Annotated in this window: 22 protein-coding genes and 2 pseudogenes; 17 read left to right on the top strand and 7 right to left on the bottom strand. The window is 33.3% G+C overall.

What is annotated here, in order from left to right; translation table 11 throughout:
• The 7 genes and pseudogenes from Q5O73_RS05895 to Q5O73_RS05865 all read left to right on the top strand — a co-directional run.
• Positions 1-696 (top strand): hypothetical protein (locus Q5O73_RS05895; protein WP_302669247.1); only part of this gene is annotated, 696 nt, incomplete at its 5' end.
• A gap of 33 nt (positions 697-729) precedes the next feature.
• Positions 730-1365, top strand: coding sequence for an ATP-binding cassette domain-containing protein (locus tag Q5O73_RS05890; RefSeq protein WP_302624981.1), 636 nt, complete (start codon positions 730-732; stop codon positions 1363-1365).
• Positions 1355-1915: a hypothetical protein gene (locus tag Q5O73_RS05885; RefSeq protein WP_302624980.1), complete on the top strand. Its 561-nt coding sequence runs from the start codon at positions 1355-1357 to the stop codon at positions 1913-1915. The genes Q5O73_RS05890 and Q5O73_RS05885 overlap by 11 nt, the downstream gene beginning before the upstream one ends.
• Before the next feature lie 16 nt (positions 1916-1931).
• Entirely contained in the window at positions 1932-2744 is an 813-nt protein-coding gene (locus tag Q5O73_RS05880) for a hypothetical protein (RefSeq protein WP_302669246.1), read from the top strand.
• Positions 2744-3550, top strand: a complete 807-nt coding sequence (locus Q5O73_RS05875) for a hypothetical protein (RefSeq protein ID WP_302624978.1) — start codon at positions 2744-2746, stop codon at positions 3548-3550. The genes Q5O73_RS05880 and Q5O73_RS05875 overlap by 1 nt, the downstream gene beginning before the upstream one ends.
• Before the next feature lie 108 nt (positions 3551-3658).
• Positions 3659-3823: pseudogene (locus Q5O73_RS05870) on the top strand (YdcF family protein); the annotation flags it as partial.
• A gap of 106 nt (positions 3824-3929) precedes the next feature.
• Positions 3930-4133, top strand: coding sequence for a transcriptional regulator (locus Q5O73_RS05865; RefSeq protein ID WP_302624964.1), 204 nt, complete (start codon positions 3930-3932; stop codon positions 4131-4133).
• Positions 4134-4187: 54 nt separating this feature from the next.
• Here the strand turns inward: Q5O73_RS05865 and Q5O73_RS05860 are convergent, their stop codons facing one another.
• Positions 4188-5561 (bottom strand): sodium-dependent transporter, encoded by a 1374-nt coding sequence (locus Q5O73_RS05860; RefSeq protein ID WP_302669245.1) that lies wholly within the window; start codon positions 5559-5561, stop codon positions 4188-4190.
• A 203-nt stretch (positions 5562-5764) separates the two neighbouring features.
• Here Q5O73_RS05860 and Q5O73_RS05855 point away from each other — a divergent pair, with 203 nt between their 5' ends.
• Positions 5765-6235 (top strand): LURP-one-related/scramblase family protein, encoded by a 471-nt coding sequence (locus Q5O73_RS05855; protein WP_302669244.1) that lies wholly within the window; start codon positions 5765-5767, stop codon positions 6233-6235.
• A 4-nt stretch (positions 6236-6239) separates the two neighbouring features.
• Here Q5O73_RS05855 and Q5O73_RS05850 read toward each other — a convergent pair whose 3' ends face one another.
• Positions 6240-7547 carry an ATP-binding protein gene (locus tag Q5O73_RS05850; protein ID WP_302669243.1) on the bottom strand — a complete coding sequence of 436 codons (1308 nt, stop codon included), beginning with the start codon at positions 7545-7547 and terminating at the stop codon, positions 6240-6242.
• A gap of 5 nt (positions 7548-7552) precedes the next feature.
• Positions 7553-8260 (bottom strand): LytTR family DNA-binding domain-containing protein, encoded by a 708-nt coding sequence (locus tag Q5O73_RS05845; protein ID WP_021952595.1) that lies wholly within the window; start codon positions 8258-8260, stop codon positions 7553-7555.
• Positions 8261-8502: 242 nt separating this feature from the next.
• Here Q5O73_RS05845 and Q5O73_RS05840 point away from each other — a divergent pair, with 242 nt between their 5' ends.
• From Q5O73_RS05840 to Q5O73_RS05825, 4 genes are all read left to right on the top strand, one after another.
• On the top strand, positions 8503-8655 hold the full coding sequence (locus tag Q5O73_RS05840; RefSeq protein WP_021952596.1) for a cyclic lactone autoinducer peptide: 153 nt from the start codon (positions 8503-8505) through the stop codon (positions 8653-8655).
• Positions 8655-9248: an accessory gene regulator B family protein gene (locus Q5O73_RS05835; RefSeq protein ID WP_302669242.1), complete on the top strand. Its 594-nt coding sequence runs from the start codon at positions 8655-8657 to the stop codon at positions 9246-9248. The genes Q5O73_RS05840 and Q5O73_RS05835 overlap by 1 nt, the downstream gene beginning before the upstream one ends.
• 104 nt (positions 9249-9352) lie before the next feature.
• Positions 9353-10567, top strand: a complete 1215-nt coding sequence (locus tag Q5O73_RS05830; RefSeq protein ID WP_302669241.1) for a DUF438 domain-containing protein — start codon at positions 9353-9355, stop codon at positions 10565-10567.
• A 240-nt stretch (positions 10568-10807) separates the two neighbouring features.
• Positions 10808-11542, top strand: a complete 735-nt coding sequence (locus Q5O73_RS05825) for a hypothetical protein (RefSeq protein WP_302669240.1) — start codon at positions 10808-10810, stop codon at positions 11540-11542.
• Between the two features lie 55 nt (positions 11543-11597).
• On the opposite strand, the gene Q5O73_RS05820 is transcribed toward Q5O73_RS05825, so the two are convergent.
• The gene (locus Q5O73_RS05820; protein ID WP_302669239.1) at positions 11598-12437 is read right to left on the bottom strand and encodes an aldo/keto reductase; all 840 of its coding nucleotides are present in this window, start codon (positions 12435-12437) and stop codon (positions 11598-11600) included.
• Between the two features lie 179 nt (positions 12438-12616).
• On the opposite strand from Q5O73_RS05820, the gene Q5O73_RS05815 reads away from it, so the two are divergent.
• The 4 genes from Q5O73_RS05815 to Q5O73_RS05800 all read left to right on the top strand — a co-directional run bounded on the left by Q5O73_RS05815 (position 12617) and on the right by Q5O73_RS05800 (position 15193).
• Positions 12617-13435: a LysR family transcriptional regulator gene (locus Q5O73_RS05815; RefSeq protein WP_302669238.1), complete on the top strand. Its 819-nt coding sequence runs from the start codon at positions 12617-12619 to the stop codon at positions 13433-13435.
• 12 nt (positions 13436-13447) lie between these two features.
• Positions 13448-14071: an NUDIX hydrolase gene (locus tag Q5O73_RS05810; RefSeq protein WP_302669237.1), complete on the top strand. Its 624-nt coding sequence runs from the start codon at positions 13448-13450 to the stop codon at positions 14069-14071.
• Positions 14072-14146: 75 nt separating this feature from the next.
• On the top strand, positions 14147-14368 hold the full coding sequence (locus Q5O73_RS05805; RefSeq protein ID WP_302669236.1) for a hypothetical protein: 222 nt from the start codon (positions 14147-14149) through the stop codon (positions 14366-14368).
• Between the two features lie 18 nt (positions 14369-14386).
• Positions 14387-15193: a hypothetical protein gene (locus Q5O73_RS05800; protein ID WP_302624498.1), complete on the top strand. Its 807-nt coding sequence runs from the start codon at positions 14387-14389 to the stop codon at positions 15191-15193.
• Positions 15194-15214: 21 nt separating this feature from the next.
• Here Q5O73_RS05800 and Q5O73_RS05795 read toward each other — a convergent pair whose 3' ends face one another.
• The 3 genes from Q5O73_RS05795 to Q5O73_RS05785 form a co-directional block, all read right to left on the bottom strand.
• A complete protein-coding gene (locus Q5O73_RS05795) occupies positions 15215-16057 on the bottom strand; it encodes a YitT family protein (RefSeq protein ID WP_118588836.1) in 843 nt (280 codons plus the stop codon).
• A gap of 93 nt (positions 16058-16150) precedes the next feature.
• Positions 16151-17482, bottom strand: coding sequence for an MATE family efflux transporter (locus Q5O73_RS05790; protein ID WP_302629159.1), 1332 nt, complete (start codon positions 17480-17482; stop codon positions 16151-16153).
• An 8-nt stretch (positions 17483-17490) separates the two neighbouring features.
• Positions 17491-17967: a MarR family winged helix-turn-helix transcriptional regulator gene (locus tag Q5O73_RS05785; protein WP_186839997.1), complete on the bottom strand. Its 477-nt coding sequence runs from the start codon at positions 17965-17967 to the stop codon at positions 17491-17493.
• Positions 17968-18561: 594 nt separating this feature from the next.
• On the opposite strand from Q5O73_RS05785, the pseudogene Q5O73_RS05780 reads away from it, so the two are divergent.
• Positions 18562-18899 (top strand): annotated as a pseudogene (locus tag Q5O73_RS05780) (hypothetical protein); the annotation flags it as partial.

Raw genomic sequence — 18899 nt, 5'->3', positions numbered from 1 at the left:
ATAGTAAGTATTGCAATGTTATTATGCACCGGATGTAGGAGCAAAAATATTATTACATATAATGGTGAAGATAATACATTACACATATTTGAAAATAAAAAGTCAGATTTAGTGTCGGACAAACTTGATGATACAAAGAAAGATATAGATAGTGATGACTCCGTTGATCCATATGAAGGATATGTTGCCACATACTATGACGGTAAAGGATTAAATAGTACCATTGAACTAAACGGAGTAAAGTATACCGTTAAGAAAACTGAAATCACAAGAGAATATAGAGAAGAGGGAATGATACAATATGATAAACATCATGAGGGACAGTTCAAAGTGAAAAATAATAAAATACAGGGAAATTATAGAGTATTATATGTTTTCATTGAAATAGAAAACACAAATAAAGAAAAATTACAACAGTATTGTTGTAATCCTTTTTTGGACGATAAGAGTCAAAGTTATGGTAACAGTTATGATTCACTTATGGGAAAAGGGAAATATGCATATTTTTATGAGTTAAAGTCAAAAGAAAAGGTTCAACTGGTTCAGGGAAGTATATTTACAGAAAAGGAACTTAAAAATCTTAATTTATATTTGCTCTTTGAACCACCGGTATTTGTAGACGATTCAATTGATGATAAGGATATTGGGAAAAAAGAAGTTATAAAAGTTTATGATGCAAATAGCTATAAAGATTAGTCGATGTTAAGTATTACACGAGGAGAGTAAGTTATGGAAATAGTAATTGAAAATGTATCAAAAAGTATTCACGGTGTAGAGGTGCTAAAAGACATAAATGTTAAATTTGAAGGTGGAAAAATTTATGGCCTAAGGGGGAAAAACGGAAGTGGTAAAACAATGATTATGCGAATGATTTCAGGTCTTATCAGACCGAGTAGTGGCAGGGTAATCATTGATGGGAAAATGTTAGGAAGAGATATGTCATTTCCTGAAAGCATAGGTGTATTAATTGAAAATCCATCATTTATAAGTGGGTATACAGGTTATAAAAATCTTAAGGTGTTAGCTGATATTAAGGGAATAATTGGCGACAAACAAATAAAAGAAAGTATACGGAAAGTAGGTCTTAATCCGGAGGATAAGAGAAAGTATCGTAAATATTCTTTGGGAATGAAGCAAAGGCTGGGAATTGCTGCTGCAATTATGGAACAACCGGATATTATTTTGTTAGATGAGCCAATAAATGCTATAGACGAAAATGGTGTGGAACAGGTTAGAAAGATTTTAAATGAATTAAAGGATATGAATCGAGTAATTATTATTGCCTGCCATGATCGCGAAGAATTAGAACGTCTTTCAGATGTTATTTATGATATGGCAGAGGGGAGATTATATAGTGAAAAATAAAAAGAAAAGAAGTATTAAAGCGGTTTCCGCAATTATAGTCATATTGGTTTTAACGATGCTGTTTGTTATACGTTATAATGTAATTAACAGTGGATTTGAAAAAGTAAAAAAATTACAGGTAAAACAGGGAGAGACTTTTGTAGATGATGGTATAGAAATAAGTTTTTCTAATTTTAGAATTGGCAAAATGAGTGAATTGAAAAAAATATATAATATATCAGAAATGGATATGAAGCAAAATGATTGGGATTTAACTGATAAATTTATACTTGCAGATTTTAAAGTGAAAAATGTTTCTTCCTATGAAAGAGAGGCGGAGTTTGAAAGAATGTCGTTACAGTCAGATTTTATAAGCAATGGAGCGGATATGAATATGTTGGAAATCATAAATAAAGATAATGCCTTCTTAAGTAAAATAAATTTAAAACCGAATGAAGAAAAAAAAGAGGTATTTGTGTGGTTTTATAATGACAGTTTAAGTTATGATAGTCCAAAAATAGTTTATTTAAGATATCCGTATAAAATAGAACTGGACGTACAAATAAAATGAGAGGAGAGAAAAGCTTATGCTTAATTATTTTATAATTGAATTAAAAAAGGCATTTATAAACAAAAAAATGTTAATAATTTTATGTGTGGCATGTGGCATTTCATTATCTGAAATAGTGACGAATGTAATACCAGTCATGGAATTAAATAACACAAATACAGATATACCCATATCGGCATTTGAGAAGATGTTTCCAATGATAGGTGTGGAGGCACCTCAGTTTTATATATATATTTTTACAATTATCATTTTTGCTACAATACCATACGCCTCCACGACATATAGTGAATTAAAAAAAGGAGTAGTAAAGAATATATTTATAAGAACGAAAAGATCTCATTATTATATTGCAAAATATATAGTGACTTTTCTTAGTGGAGGAACAATAGTAGTGGTGCCTCTTTTATTAAATACATTGGTGACTGCATTGTTGTTGCCTTCAATAGAACCAGATGCGGCAATGGGGTTTTATGGGATAGATTATCAATGTATGTTGGTTGATTTGTTCTATTCCAATACATATTTATATCTAATATTATATATGCTAATAGATTTTGTTGTGTTTGGATTACTAAATACTTTGTCGGTAACTGCTGTATGGGTTCTTAATAATGAATTTGCAGTGTTGATGTTACCGTTTCTTGTTTATACAGGTAGTGATTTGTTATCACAGGCTACCGGATACACAGAAATTGCTTTGCCAACAAAAATGTATCCTAAACAGGTATTTCCGGTGAATGGAACGGAAATATTAATATATATAATTGCATTGTTGATGATTGCTATAGTTTCATGTATGGCATTATCCAGGAGAAAGGATGTATTATAATGAAAGGAATAGTAATTCACGATTTTTATTCAGGTATATTATGCAAATGGAAACATGCATTAATTGTTGTTTTTATATATATAGCAGGATGTATTTTGGTTGTGCAAAGTTCAAAAAATATGCAGGATTTTGGAAATATGACATTTCAGGAAATATGGTTGGGGATAATTTTAGGATGCAAACCCTTAATGTCACTTCCGATAGAGGAAAGAACCATGATCCCTATTGTATGGCTTACATTACAGGTATATCTTACATATATTATTGGAGAATATCCAATGAAAGATTTGGAAAAGTATGGTACTAATTTAATAATTAGAACTACTAAAAAGGCGAGATGGTGGATGTCTAAGTGCATATGGGGAATGGTTGTTACAATATTGTACTATTTAATAGGCGTGATTACAGGTATTGTAGCAATGTTTATTACAAAAGGTAAGGTACTGGGAATACACGAGTTGTATGACGAGATGTGCAATGGATATTTTACTCAGATAAGTACATTAAAATTTGTTCTTATTGCCTTTATCTTACCGATAACGGCTTCAATGCTTATGGTAGCAATACAGATGATGTGCATGACGTTTATGAAAGAAATTGTAGGATATGTAATTTGTGTTGTGAGTATGGTTGGAGCAATTTATTATGATATTCCATTATTTTATATGCGTAATGTTATGGCTACCAGAACTGTGGAGGTGCAAAGCATATCAGAACTAATAATAAGAACAGTTATAATGTGTATTTTAATTTTTGTTACAATGTTTAGTGGAAGATTTATTTTTGTAAGAAAGGATTTGTTATAGAGTATAATTAAAAATCAAAGCTTATCTTTGAAATAAGGAGGCTTTGATTTTTTTATGAAATAAATTATAATATAAATAATTTAAAGAGTTTTAACGGAGCGGATTACAATGGAAATAAAAAGCATAGCTGAAAATATTAATATACTTGGAAGTTTCTGCGGGAAAAGAGATATTAATGAATTGAACCATGGAGAGTTAAAAAGTAAATATAACATAAATAAGGCAGATATTATGGTGCTGTTTGGTGGGAGCATTATAGCAGGTGGCGATATAAGGGAAGCAAATCCGTTATATGCATTAAAATAAAAATATACCCTAAAGGGTATAAAATGAAACGCGAATACACAAGATATACCTGATAAGGTATAATACAATATATATGAATATAATTGGTAAATATGTAAAAGAACAAAGAAGAAAAGTTGGACTGACTCAGGAAGAATTTCCACTACGTTCTGGTTTAGGATTACGTTTTGTAAGAGATTTGGAACAGGGAAAGGAGACTGTTAGAATGGACAAAGTAAATCAGGCACTTAGGATGTTCGGAATGGTGGCTGTGCCAGGGAAGGAGCCTAGAAAATAAAACGATGCTACTTTGATTTAAATGGAATCAAAGTAGCATCGTTTTTACGTATCTCTAAATTTTTATCCATCCAAATGCGTTGGCAATGGAACTTAAAAGTATAATTACTGCAAATATCGGGCAAAGATATTTAATCATAAAATTAAATATTTTTCTACGTCTGAAAGTGCTTTCGCCACGAAGAACTTCGGCTTCTACGGTTTTTAAACCAATAACCTTTGATACAAGAATACATGTAGCAAATGCAGCAATAGGCATCATCACAGAGTTAGTTAAAAAGTCAAAGAAATCCAAAAACTGCATTCCGATAATTTTAACCCATGATAGTGGACCATAACCGAAACATGAAAGGCTTCCAAGAGCAATCATAATGAAGCCAAGTATAACAGTTGATTTTTTTCTGTGCCAGCCAAATTCATCTTCAAAAGTAGAAACGGCACTTTCCGTTAAAGCAATGGAGCTTGTCAGAGCGGCAAACAGCACTAAGGTAAAAAACAGTATTCCTACAACGGTGCTTAACCCCATACTGTCAAACATTTTTGGAAGTGTTATAAACATAAGTGACGGCCCTGACTGTAGGGCATCCGGGTCACCGCCTGAAAACGCAAACACCGCAGGAATAATCATAAGACCTGCCATAATTGCTATAGCTGTGTCAAAAAATTCTACATTTCTGGTAGAGTCTTCAATTGAAACATCCCTTTTCATGTATGAACCAAATGTAATTAAGATACCCATGGCAATTGATAAAGAATAAAACATCTGTCCCATTGCAGCAACAACGGTCATCCATGAAAAGTTCTTAAAGTTTGGAACAAGGAAATACTTCACTCCTGCTAATGCACCGGGACGGGTTACAGAGTAAACGGCAATTATAATTGATAAAACAATTAATATAGGCATCATAAATTTTGAAACACGTTCAATGCCATTTCTAACCCCGGCATATATAACAATCAGTGTCAGCAATGTAAATATAATAAAGCATATTTCAGCTGAAAATCCACCGGAAATAAAATCCGTAAAATAACTGTCTCCCGCTAAAAGTTTGCTGTCACCTACAATATATTCAGCCAGATATTTAATTACCCAGCCACCGATAACTGAATAGTAGGGAACAATCAATATAGGGATAATAGCATTAATCCATCCTCCAAATTTTGAAAAAGGGGATTTGCTGAAAAATTTAAAAGCACCTACAGGACTTTTTTTAGTCATTCGTCCAATAGATGTTTCAGCAACAATCATTGTGTAACCAAAGGTAAGAGCCAGAATAATATAAATTAAAAGGAAGATTCCACCACCATATTTTGCCGCTAAATATGGGAATCTCCAAATATTTCCCAGTCCTACGGAAGCCCCAGCTGCCGACAATACAAAACCCAGTCTGCCGGAGAAGGAACTTCTTTTTTCATTATGTTCTTTCATATAATTTTACCTCTCATAATTATTCGCAACGTATTCAATGAGCATAACATATAGAAGAGAAAAACACAATAAATTTGCCCGGAGAAAATCAAAAGAAACATCAATACAATGTGAAAAAAATATCAAGGATAGGATAAGTATAAAATATTGTAAAAATATGTTATAATCAGTAGGTTGAAAAATATAGAAAATGGAGAGAAAAAATGAAATTATTGTTTAAACAGAGAATTTTTTCGTGGATTGATTCCTATGACATATATGATGAAAATGGAAATACAGTTTATATCGTAAAGGGACAAATATCTTTTGGACACCGTCTGAAAATTTATGATGCAGCAAATAAAGAAATAGGAACATTAAAGGAGCGGGTTTTAACGTGGCTTCCGATTTTTGATATATATGAAGGGGAAAACAAGATTGGCAGTATAAGTAAAGAAATGACACTTTTCAAACCAAAGTATGATATTGATTTTAACGGTTGGCATGTGGAAGGAAACTACATGGAATGGGATTACACAATAACCGATAGAAACGGAGGCACTGTGGCAACCGTTTCTAAAGAACTATTTAAATTATCCGATACATATGTACTTGATATTGTAAATCCACAGGATGCACTACATGTTTTGATGTTTGTATTGGCAATCGACGCAGAAAAGTGTTCAAGAAATTAAAAGGTTAGGATTCTTTTATGGTAATAATGGTGTGGAAAGCCATTTTACTTTCGTCGAAATACATTTTAATATTTCCATTGTAACGGTCTATTACACGGTTAATGCTTTTGACACCAAAACCATGATTTTTAGACCCCTTCTTGGTGGTAACAGGTCGCCCGTTTTTATCAAAAGTAGGAACAACCCTACATGTGTTAATAATGTTGATTACAGTGAGAGATGAGTTTGGCTCAAAGCTTACGCTCATTTCTATATACGAATCCGGTATGTCACTGCATGCCTCTACGGCATTATCTAAAAGGTTACAAAAGAGAGAAGTTAATTCTTCATATTTTAAATTTTGTAATAATTTTTTCCTTATATCAACTTTAAAAGAAATATGCTTATCGCGACAGATTTTCATATAATGACATAATATGGAGTTAAGAACTTCATTATCTGACACATGAACCGAGTCTTTCAGGTCTGATGAATTTAACAGACTTTCAAGGTATCGGCTTATTTTTTCTCTATTATTCTCATCGTTAAGGCGGTTTATTGTCTGTAAATGATTTTTTATATCGTGAATCAGAATTTGTTGATTTTCATTTTGATTAAATAATGATTTATAATATTCTGTCATATCATATTCTTTTTGCAGCTGAATTTGAAGCTGGGTGGATTCACTGCTTTTGTCAATTGTATAGTGATAAATATAAAAGATTAAAATATTAATTCCTAATAGAAGAAACGTACAGGAAAACAGCATATATTTAAAATGCTCAGGCATATTTTTACTAAGAATAATGGCAACTAAGGTTGATATTATATAAAGAGAAATAAGAGGAATGACGTTAAGTAATGCAGTGGGGATACTAAATGAGTCATTTCTTTCTTTTGAGCCGTACATAAATACAACTATAAGTCTGAGCATAATAAAGTATGTTATTTTACATAAAAGGGCAACAACACACAAATACACTATATGGGAATCAGAGTAGAGAAAGTCTATGCTGATAAGGGATTTTAACTGTAAAATAACTACCTCACTAAGAGTCATAATACAGGTCAGTGTTAAGGCATTAAATAATGCAGAGTGCCATTTAGCATCATAAAGGAAGAAAATTAAAATAAAGTTTATAAGTATGAATAATGCAATATTAATATAGAAAATCATTGCAAGGGAAATAAAGAAAAGACAGGCATACCCCATAGCAATAAAGAGACATTCCACCTTCTTTGAATATTTAGGATTAAATAGGTGATTGCAATACCATCCTAAAATAATTGCTTCTATAATATATACAAATATGTAAAGAACTGTTACAGCCAATGTGGTTACCTCGTACTTTCTAAATATAGTAAATATGCATCCTTAAATCCGGTGTATTTCCTTCGGGTTAAATATGCCTTAAAGCGGTCATTACACAAGTGAATTAAAGTATGGTCAAAATTAGATACATACTTCAGATTTACAATAAAGCTTCGATGGGAAGCAAAAAAGCAGGGCATTTTTAATACTTCTAACCAATGTCTCATGCTATGTATTGACTCGTAATCCTGTTTTAGTGTATGAATAATGGTTTTGTGACCGTGAGTTTCTGCAAATACAATGTCTGATGCGGGTACCGTATAAACTCCGTTTTTTGTTTCAATTGGAATTTTGGTGACAGTTGTATTGTATAACTCAATGGCATCTTTCAGGTTCCTGAATAACCGGTTAGGGTCAACAGGTTTTGAAAGATAGCGGAAAACGTGAAAACGCATGGCATCATCTAAATATTCCGAGTAAGAAGTTACAATAAAAATAATTATGTTGGGATTTTTGTTTTTTAATTCATTTCCAACGTATATTCCATTAAGCCCCGGCATTTCAATATCGAGAAAAACAATATCTTTATCCATTGAGTCTGCCAGCAAGTCCTCTCCGTTATCATATATAACAATTTCTGGAAGCTTTAGGGAATTATTTTGGAAAAAAAGATTTAATGTATCATTTAATTGTTCTGCAATTTCTAAGTCATCATCACATATTAAAATACGCATGGTACCCCCCCCTTTTATCATAAATTATAAAACTGAAAACATTATACTATAAAAAAATGATAAAGGACAGATAACAAGCATAAAAAGACAAAATTCGACCTTTTTTGGTAGGGTGCTAAACCCTGTAAAGAGTTTAAAACTACCAAAAAGTGGTAAAAAATGTCTTTTCGTGCTTAGGGTATCGATTTTTTGAAAATAATAATGTATTATAACTCCATAAATCAGGAAAGGGGGAATTAGATATGGAAAGAAAGAATATGGTAAAGCCATCAGCAAAGCTTGTTGAAAAAACACTTAACAGAATGCTTAAAGTTGATGCTAATTCTACATCATGTGCATTGATTTATCAGCCAAAGGCTCCAAAAGAGTTAGAACGCTTTAGAGGTGAAAAATAATGAAATACTTATCAAAGCATGTGGCAACATGGTTAATACGCTGCGGGGCAATAGATGAGATGGATCGGGAACTATATGAGTATGCAGTATATAGCTTGATTTTTTTAATAGCGCCATTAGCAATAATTTTGACATTTGGAATTATGATGGACAGGGTATTGGAAAGCATTATAATCATAATACCATTTATGTGTGTCAGAAAATTTAGTGGTGGATTCCACGCTAAGCATGTTTGGGTATGCATCCTTTGTTCATGCAGTGTATTATTTATGTGTGTTTATATGGTTACAAATATTAAATATATTTTTGTACTTAATATTTGTGTAGTGTTAGCTGTAACCAGCCTGATTATATTAAGCCCTATTGATTCAGAAAGCAGAAAGCTGGATGAAGGGGAGATTGTAAAGTACAAAAAAGTTACAGCTGCCATATCATTAGTGTTTGGGGGACTCTATTGTGTATGTTTACTTACAGATAATATAACATATGCTATTTGCATAGCAGAAGGAATTATGTTACCGGCATGTTTGCAAATACCTTGTATATTGCTAAAACTAAAGAGTAAAGAAAAATTGGGGGAAAGTTATAATTGAAAAATACTAAAAAATCCGTTGCTAAAACAACGGATTTTTTTCTGCTGATAGTATATATTAAAGATAAATAATTCAAACTAATACAGGAAAGGAAGTTAATATATATGAGCAGAATTAATGAAAAATCAGGTATAAGCAAATCCACAGAGAGAATTAAAGAATATTTAATAAGGTTAAATAAAGGGGAAAGTTTAGAAAGTGTCAGGGCGGACTTTGTAAAGGAATTTAAGGAAGTGAATGCTTCTGAAATAATGCTTGCTGAACAAAGATTATTAAGGGATGGGACACCGTTAGAGGAAGTGCAGAAATTATGCGATGTTCATTCAGCATTGTTTCATGGAAAAACAAGAGAGGAAAGAATTGCCAATACAGAAAAGGCTGTAGGGGAATCAATGAAAAATCAGAGAATGGCGGCGGCAGCAGAATTAATTGCAATTCCGGGACATCCGCTTGAAACATTTACTGAGGAAAATGAAAAGTTACAAAAAATTATTGATGAATGTAGGGATAAAATAAAAACAGGAAAAATTAATTCCGATTTATTGCAGGAACTTAGACAACTTTCAATTCACTATGCTAAAAAAGGGGACTTGCTTTATCCACATTTGAAAGTTAAATATGAAATCAGTGGCCCATCAGATGTAATGTGGACTGTAGATGATGAAATAAGGGATGAATTATCAGTATTAGCACAATCAAATACAGGTGACGAAAAATGGATAAAGAAATTTGAAGCACTTTTGACAAGGGCAGAAGAGATGATTTATAAGGAGGCAAACATACTCTTTCCTAATTGTGCGTTAAATTTTACTGAGGAAGAATGGCATGGAATTTATGTGGATTCAAAGGATTATCCGGAATGCTTTGGAGTAACCGGTAAAATATGGAAAGACGGAGAAAAGTCAGTTAAAGAAGAGAAAACTGCATTTAGTGAAGAAAAAATAATTATGGCAGGAGGAAGCTTTACTTTACAGCAATTGGAGGCTATGCTTAATACAATACCCCTTGAAATAACATTTATTGATGATGAAAATATTAACAGATATTTTAATGATGGACCGAAAGTATTTAAGCGTCCTAAAATGGCAATAGGAAGGGAGGTATTTTCCTGCCATCCGCCGAAAATTGAACAGCGTGTCAGGGGCATTATTGATGAGTTCAGGGCAGGAAAGCTTGACAAAGTACCTGTGTGGATGGAGAAAAACGGAAAAACCATGTTAGTAACTTATATGGCGGTAAGAAATAAAGATAATGAATATCTTGGAACAATGGAATTGGTTCAGGATATGGAATTTGCAAAAGAACACTTTGCTAAATAGTTTGTAAAACCGGAAGGAGGCATATGTCACTTCCGGGCTGGCCGGTATTGGCTGTTATAGTAGCAATGTTTGTGGTTGTTATAGTGGGGATTATTTACACAATCAGGAATAAGTAAAAAAGTGTAAAATATTTTTTAAACGATAAAATGAAATTTATTCAAACACAAATTGACAAAATATGGCATAAAAAGTATACTTATGTCTGGATGAAAATTAATAAAAATACGTGGAGAAAGAAAAATGAATAAATTTCCTAAAAGTTTCAAAAAAACAGCCATAATACTTGTTGCAATTGTGTTATTAATATCGCTTGCGACAGTATTTGTTGTAATATTCAATAGTAATAAAAAGCAAAAAGTGTATGTTAGCAACTGGGATGGCACAGATAACAGATATGCCATATGTGAGATTAATGGAAGTGATTCGGTAAGCACCTGTTTTGGAGAGTGCTGGACAGGATTTACGACGGATATGACATTGGATGAAATCGTTGAAACAAACCAAAAAGACTATATTAAAGATGTTACATATGTTTATGACGGATTGAAAAAAAGTGCAAAATTGTTTTTTCATGATAATAATTACTATGTTATTTACTATGAAAAAGAATTCAATTTATATTATGCAAGATGTTGCTATGGCACAATGCAGGATGAAGAATACAACATAGTTTATTTTCCATCACCTGTTGAAACTATTATCAGTAAGGATATTGCAGATAGTTTGAAAAAAGATGGTGAAAATTTGGTTAATGAGTTTTACGACTATTGTTCCTTTGATGAGGCATGTGATTTTTATAAGCGGTATATAGGTAGCAATATAAAAATAAATAAAACCATTCAAACAATTTCAGTGCCGGGGTATGATGTTAGAAAAAATAAATTTATAGAAAATTATATTACAATGGATTGGAAAAACAAGTTGTACACATATAAAAATCAAGACGGAAAAGATATTGTTTTTGACGGAAAATAAAAGTTACAAGCCGGGAATAAATCCCGGCTTGCAGTCTTTAGCATAATGTATCACTTTATAAGATACTCATGAACCATTCCACTGTTTCAGGGTCGTGGTGTGAGAAAAATAAGCTTTTGCCTGTATCAAGGGCTTCAAGAGTTTCCATATCGTCATGAGATAACTGGAAGTCAAAAATATCAAAATTTTCCTTCATACGGTTCTCGTGTACTGACTTAGGAATTAATATAACGCCACTTTGAAGTAAAAATCTAAGGGCAACCTGAGCAGCAGTTTTGTTATATTTAGCACCGATTTCCTTAAGGGCAGGAGTATTGAAAAAGTCATTTCTACCTTCGGCAAAAGGTCCCCATGACATAATTTTAGTACCGTGTTTGTCCATATATTTTTTTGCAATTTTCTGCTGCTGGAAAATATGGGTTTCCACCTGATTAACAGCCGGTTTGATTTCGGCAAAATGTTCAATATCCAAATATCTGTCAGGATAAAAATTAGATACACCAATGGCTCTTGCACAACCGGATTTGTATGCCTCTTCCATGGCTCTGTAGCTTCCGTAATAATCTCCAAAAGGTTGATGTATAAGGAGTAAATCAACATAGTCGGTTTTCAGTTTCTTTAAAGACTCTTTAATTGAAGCCTTAGCCTTCTCATAGCCGGCGTTAGTAATCCAGATTTTAGTAGTTATAAATAAATCTTCTCTTGGAAGACCACATTTTAAAATGGCATTACCTACGCCTTCTTCATTGCCATATGCCTGAGCTGTATCGATGCTTCGATAGCCGATTTTAATGGCATCTAAAACACATTTTTCAGTATCATCCGGTGGAGTCTGATATACGCCATAGCCAAGCATTGGCATTTTGACACCGTTATTTAAAGTAACATATTCCATAATAAAACCTCCTGATATAATATTTATTGTTTCCTGCTTTTAATTAAAAATATTGCAGTGAAACATTATTTACGTGAATAGTAAATATTATTACAATATGCAGTTTACACCGTAAAAATAAAATTGTACAATAGAAAAAACGAAAAGAAGATTTCATAAAATGAATAGTGAGGAAAGATATGCTTAATCTGTCAGAGTTAGAACAGTTTGTTGCTTTTGCTGATAACGGAACACTGTTAAGGGTGTCTGAAATAATGAATATTTCCCAGCCTACTCTTACACGAAATATGCGTCATGTAGAGGAGGCATTTGGAGTTTCGCTTTTTAACAGAGGCAAAAATAAATTAGAACTAAATGATACCGGTAAAAAAGCGGTAGAGTATTCAAGGCAGCTTTTAGAATATGAAAAGAATGCTATATCAATGGTGAAAAATTACGAAAAGCAAATGCGAACCATTAATATTGAGTCCTGTGCACCGGCACCGTTATGGTCGCTGATACCTCAAATGTCATCAGATTATCCGGGGAAAACAATTTCTACCAAATTAAGTGAAATTCCGGATATTATTTCAAATGTTGAAAAGGGAGTGAGCCAGGTAGGAGTTTTGCCATATTCCTATGTTTCAAAGGAAATTGAGGATAAGAAATATTTAGAAGAAAACCTGTATGTGTGCATACCAAAGGATCATAAGTTAGCAACATTAGATGAAATTACGTTTAAGGAGCTAAACGGATTTAACTGTTTATTAAGAGATGAAATTGGATTTTGGACAGAGTTGTGTAAGGAAAAAATGCCGGCATCCCGTTTCCTTATTCAAAGAGATGAATTTGAGTTTCAGGAGTTGGTGAAAAATTCTACGCTTTTTTGTTTTACAACTAACCTGGCAGCACCGTACAGCGAAATGCTAAGTCAGAGAAAATCTATTCATATAACAGATAAAGAGGCAAATGTTACATATTATTTAATTAGTAAAAAGGGATTTTACAATATGATTTAAGGAGTAGCAATTATGGATAAAATGGAAAAATGGTTAGAATGGGCAATAGAAATACAGAGTCTGGCACAGGCGGGACTTACATATTGTCACGATGAATTTGACAGGGAAAGGTATGAAAGATTACGGGAAATTTCCGCGGAAATGATTTCCCATAAGACGGATATATCCACTGATATAGTTAAAGATTTATTTTGTAATGAAACAGGGTATCAGACTCCGAAGGTTGACACAAGAGCAGCTGTTTTTAAGGATGGGAAAATACTTTTGGTACATGAAAATAATGGAACATGGGCATTGCCGGGAGGGTGGTGCGACGTGAATTGTTCAGTTGCGGAAAATACAGTAAAAGAGGTTAAAGAAGAGGCAGGAATAGATGTTTGCACCAAAAAACTAATTGCAGTTCTGGATAGAAATAAGCATAATAAACCTATATATGCCTATGGAGTGGTAAAGGTATTTGTTTTATGTGAGAATCTGGGAGGAGAGTTTGTAAGTAACATTGAAACAGTTGGAAGCAGATATTTTGCAAAAGAGGAAATACCGGATAACTTAGCAGAAGAAAAAGTAAATCGTCAACAGATACTGATGTGTTTTGAAGCAAATGAAACTGCTTACTGGACAACAAAGTTTGATTAATGGTACTATATAGGCAAAGAAAAAACTCCTGATAGAATATGATTAATTAAAGGAGAAAAGAAAGAGAGGAAAAATATGAATCCATTAGAGTTAATGAAAGCAAAGGGAATGATACAGGACTTTGGACAAAGACATCCAATGATTCCAAAATTTTTCAAGCGTGCCGGTCTTGAAATAAAGGAAGGTACAATAATAGAAATGGTTGTTACTGCACCGGATGGAGAACCTATAAAGACTAATTTCAGAGTGCAGGCGGAAGATTTGGAACTTTTGAATAGTTTAAAGGGTATTAGTTAGTTTTAAAGGAGGAGAGTCATGAATAAAAAGTTTATATTTAAAGCAATGACAATTTGGGCTTTATGTGTTGTAATGTCAACACCGGTTGTGGCTGCCACTAAAAATGATAATAGGGAAGCGGTGACAACTGCCACAAAAAAGTCAGATAAGTTGTCGGGTAAACTGGTTACCAAAAAGGGAAAAACATATTATGTGGTAAAAGGTAAAAAGGTCAAAAATAAGGTTATTACCATTAAAAAAAGCAGATATTTATTTGATGAAAATGGTGTAATGGTTAAAGGATGGGCAAAATATAATAAACATTTTTATTTCTTTGGACGTTCAAATGGTAAACAGCTTAAAAACAGAACTATTGACGGAATAAGAATTTGCAAAAACGGCAGAGCAAAAATAACAAAACTTAATGCTCAAAAAATTAAAACCATGATTAGAGCAAGAAAAATGGTGGATAAAATATGCAAGTCAACAGATTCAAAAGAAGTGAAATTAAGAAAATGCTTTGACTGGATTTCTGACATACCTTATAAAAGATATCGTTTTCTAAATAAGATATATAAAGAGAAAGGATGGGAATCTACATTTGCCAATGATATTTTTATAAAGGGTGAAGGCTGTTGCGTTTCCCAGTCATCAGCACTGGCATTTATGGTACATGAATGTGGGTACAAAAATGTTTATGTAGTTCACGACACAGGACATGCATGGATGGAACTAAAGGGCAGGGTTTATGATGCTTTGTTTGCAAAGGCGAAGGACTATGAAAAATATTATAATCTTCCATATAAAGATTATGGCTGCCATATAGTAGATAAAAGAAAAATATAGAATACATAAAAGGGTTTCACTCTAAACTGAGTGGAACCCTTTTCCAATAATTTCGCTGGTATTTGAAATAAGCAGGAAAGCTCCCGGAGAGTTTTCTCTTATAAAATTACGAAGCTTAACCGCTTCACTTGGACTTAAAACCGTAAGTATAATATATTTGTTATCTCCCGTAAATGAGCCGGTGGCAGATACCAGTGTGGAATCCCGTTTTAGTGTGGTTTCTATGTATTGACAGATAGGTTTGGGGTCAGTGCAGACAACGTGAAAGTATTTTGAACGGTTAAGACTCTCAATAAAGTTGTCAATAAGGGCTGAACGGACAATTAGTCCAAGCATTGAATAGAGACCTGTTTTTACATCAAAAACAAAGAAACCGGCTGCTGTAAATAAGATATCAGAGAAAAGGAGTCCTCTTCCGATATTTACGCTGGTATACTTCTTTAAAATCATGGCAATGACATCTGTTCCACCACTTGAAGCCCCGATATTAAATAAAACGGCAGAGCCTAGAGCAGGAAGAAGTATGGCAAAAACCAGTTCCAGCAATGGCTCGTCTGTAAGGGGCTTACTCATAGGAAATATCCTTTCAAGTAAAGACAATGAAACTGAAAGTAAAATAGTGCTGTAAGCAGTTTTAGCTGCAAAATCACGTCCAAGTATTATAAAGCCAATAATAAGTAATAAAATATTGGCAATAAACGAAAAATCACCGGCTGACAGTGGAGTAAACCTGGCAACTAAAACTGCCATACCCGTTATGCCACCAAAAGTAAAATTGTTAGCAAATTTAAAAAAGTAAATGCCCACAGCCATTATTAAAGTGCTTATGGTAAGAAGGCTAAAATTCTTCAATTTAGATTTCATAATAACTCCTGATATAATTTCTAAACACACTAATTGTTATAAAAATTTTAACGTTCATTACACATAAAGTCAACAAATGATATGCCATAAAACTTAAGCATAATTATATTTTTTCCTTTGTCCCACAAAGAAGAAAATAGTAACACATAATGTTAAAACTTCTGCTACATTTACTGCAGACCAAATTCCTGCAATACCGAAAATAATCGGCAAAATAAGCACCGACACAATTTGAAATAACAGTGTGCGGAGAAAGGAAATAGCAGCAGAAACCAGCCCGTTGTTTAAGGCAGTGAAGAATGAGGAACCAAATATATTGAACCCGTTTATTAAATAAACAAGACAGTATATTCTAAAGCCTGCTAAAGCCATTTCAAATAAATCACTATCATATCCTACAAATAACCAGGCAAGGGTAGAAGCCGATAACTGTGCCAGAACAACAAGAACGATACCGGAGACACCAATAAATGTAAGACTTTTCTTAAACAGACTTTTTAGTTCACGATGATTTTTAGCACCATAATGAAAGCTTGTTATAGGGGCACTTCCTATTGAATAACCAAAGAATATTGACATAAAAATAAAGTTTACATACATAATTGCACCATAGGCAGCTACTCCGTTTTCCCCGGCAAAATTCATTAACTGAATATTGTAGAGAGAGTTTACAATTGAACTGGAAAGGTTAGTCATAAGTTCAGATGAACCATTGGCACAGGTTTTTAAAAGTATCCTCCCTTCAAAGTGGGTTTTTCCAAGACGAAGCTGACTGGAATTAGGTCTTGCAAAATATAGTATGGGAAATAATCCACCTATAAATTCACCACAAATTGTTGCAATGGCAGCACCTGTAAGCCCAAAACCCAACAGGGCAACAAAAATATAATCAAGAACAATATTGGTAACTCCGGCAGCTATTATGACACCCAATCCCAGCTTTTGCTTTTCCGCAGTAACAAAGAAACTTTGAAAAACATTTTGAAGCATAAAGGCTGTTATGGAAATAAGGGACAGCCGGCCGTATAGTATGCAGTTATTTAAAAGTTCTCCTGTTGCACCTAGAGCTTTGGCAATAGGTGGAATAAGGAAAAAACTTATAATGGCAAGTAAAATACCAAATATAATTGTTACATAAACTAAAAGCGAGAAATACTCATTGGCTTTCTTTTTATTACCTTCTCCCAGAGTTTTAGCCACAATGGCACTTCCTCCTGTTCCAATCATAAATCCAAGGGCTGATATTGCCATGATAAATGGAAGGATAAGATTTATGGCGGCAAGGGCAGTCTTTCCCACATAATTAGATACAAATAAGCCGTCAACCACACTGTAAATAGACGTAAATATCATCATAATAATAGGTGGAATAACAAATCTAAGCAGTTTTGAATATGTGAAATGTTCTGATAATTGAGTACTCATTTTAATCTCTATTTCGCCTCCTCGTGGTTCTTAATTTTGTTAAATGCTTCTCTAAGGGCTGTTATATGTTTGCTTTGCAAAATAAGCATTTGACGTCGCTCATCTTCCGTAAGACTTGAAATGGCTTCATTTTCTAAAGTAATAATAGGGTAAATCGTCTCCTTAATATAATCCCTTCCGGCATCAGTAAGGTTTATGTGCATGTTTCGTCCTTTACCGTTGCTTAAATAAATGTATCCTAATTTTTCCAGTGAACGGATAGAAGAATGAATTGTCTGTTTGGGAATAAATGTACTCTTACTTATATCGCGTTGAAGACAACCGTCTCCTAACTCGCAGATTGAATATAGTATGTCCAGTGAACTGTTGGATATTCCAAGTTTTAGGGCGGCATCGTGATAGATGTTATTAAATTCCTTAAATAATTTATTTGATTCCAAAAGAGCGGGGCTCATTTCAGGTTTTTTAATATTTTTTTTATTCATAAATTATAAATCACTCCTACAAGTCTGATTTCGTACTTAACAGCATAGTACGAAATCGGACTTGTGTCAAGTACAAGATATAAGTAAATTTTGTTGCCATAAAAATTAGAGTAGGGTAAAATAATATTAGCAAAAATCTGAAGTAGAATTGGTAAAGAAGTGGATGAATAATTTGCAAAAAGAATAATAGAAAAATAAACGTCCTCGCAAGTTTACTTGCAGGACGTTATTTTACCATTTTGCATGGTTGTTAGCGTTCACAAAATTTTCACAAAAAAAATTAGCACTCACCTCTTGTTATTACAGCGTAGCTTTTGTCTTAGTTCATAGAGTGCCGTAAAGTGCCTATTTACAGGCTTTTCACGGGTTTTATGAATTTATCATATTTCATCAAAAATCGTCAATATACAAAAAATTGGTGTCAAAATTGGTGTCAAATAACCTTAATTTGAGATTTTGATGAGCAACACATCAGTATAAAAAATTGAATATTTTATAGATTATGGAACGCCTAAAATGACGTTCCTTTTCTATTTTCAGCCGTTCTTATTGGACGGCTATTTTATTACCCAAAATGAAAGGAGCATTAGATTTATGAAAAAGATGTTAAAACGATTGTGTACGGGCTTCTTAGCTCTTGCAACTGTCGTTACTGCTTTACCGACTACACCCGTTCATGCAGAAAGTAAGCAATACTGGACGGAGTCAAAAGAGCGTGTCGGTATCGTTGAAAAAGTAATGAATGACGGTTCAATTGGTTCTACCTTTAATGAGGGACATTTGACCGTCGAGGGCGAGGACGCTTACTGTATTGACATCAACACAGATTTTAAGAATGGTTACAAGACCAGAGCTGACGCAAGCTCACGCATGAGTGCCGACCAGATTTCAGATGTGGCGTTATCTTTAGAGTATGTCAAACAGTATGGCGA

This window comes from Eubacterium sp. AF15-50 (assembly GCF_934835595.1).
In the GTDB taxonomy this organism is placed as follows: Bacteria; Bacillota; Clostridia; order Lachnospirales; family Lachnospiraceae; genus Eubacterium_G; species Eubacterium_G segne.
Note: the sequence above shows the minus strand (reverse complement) of the source record. Positions and strands in the feature narration are given on the sequence as shown.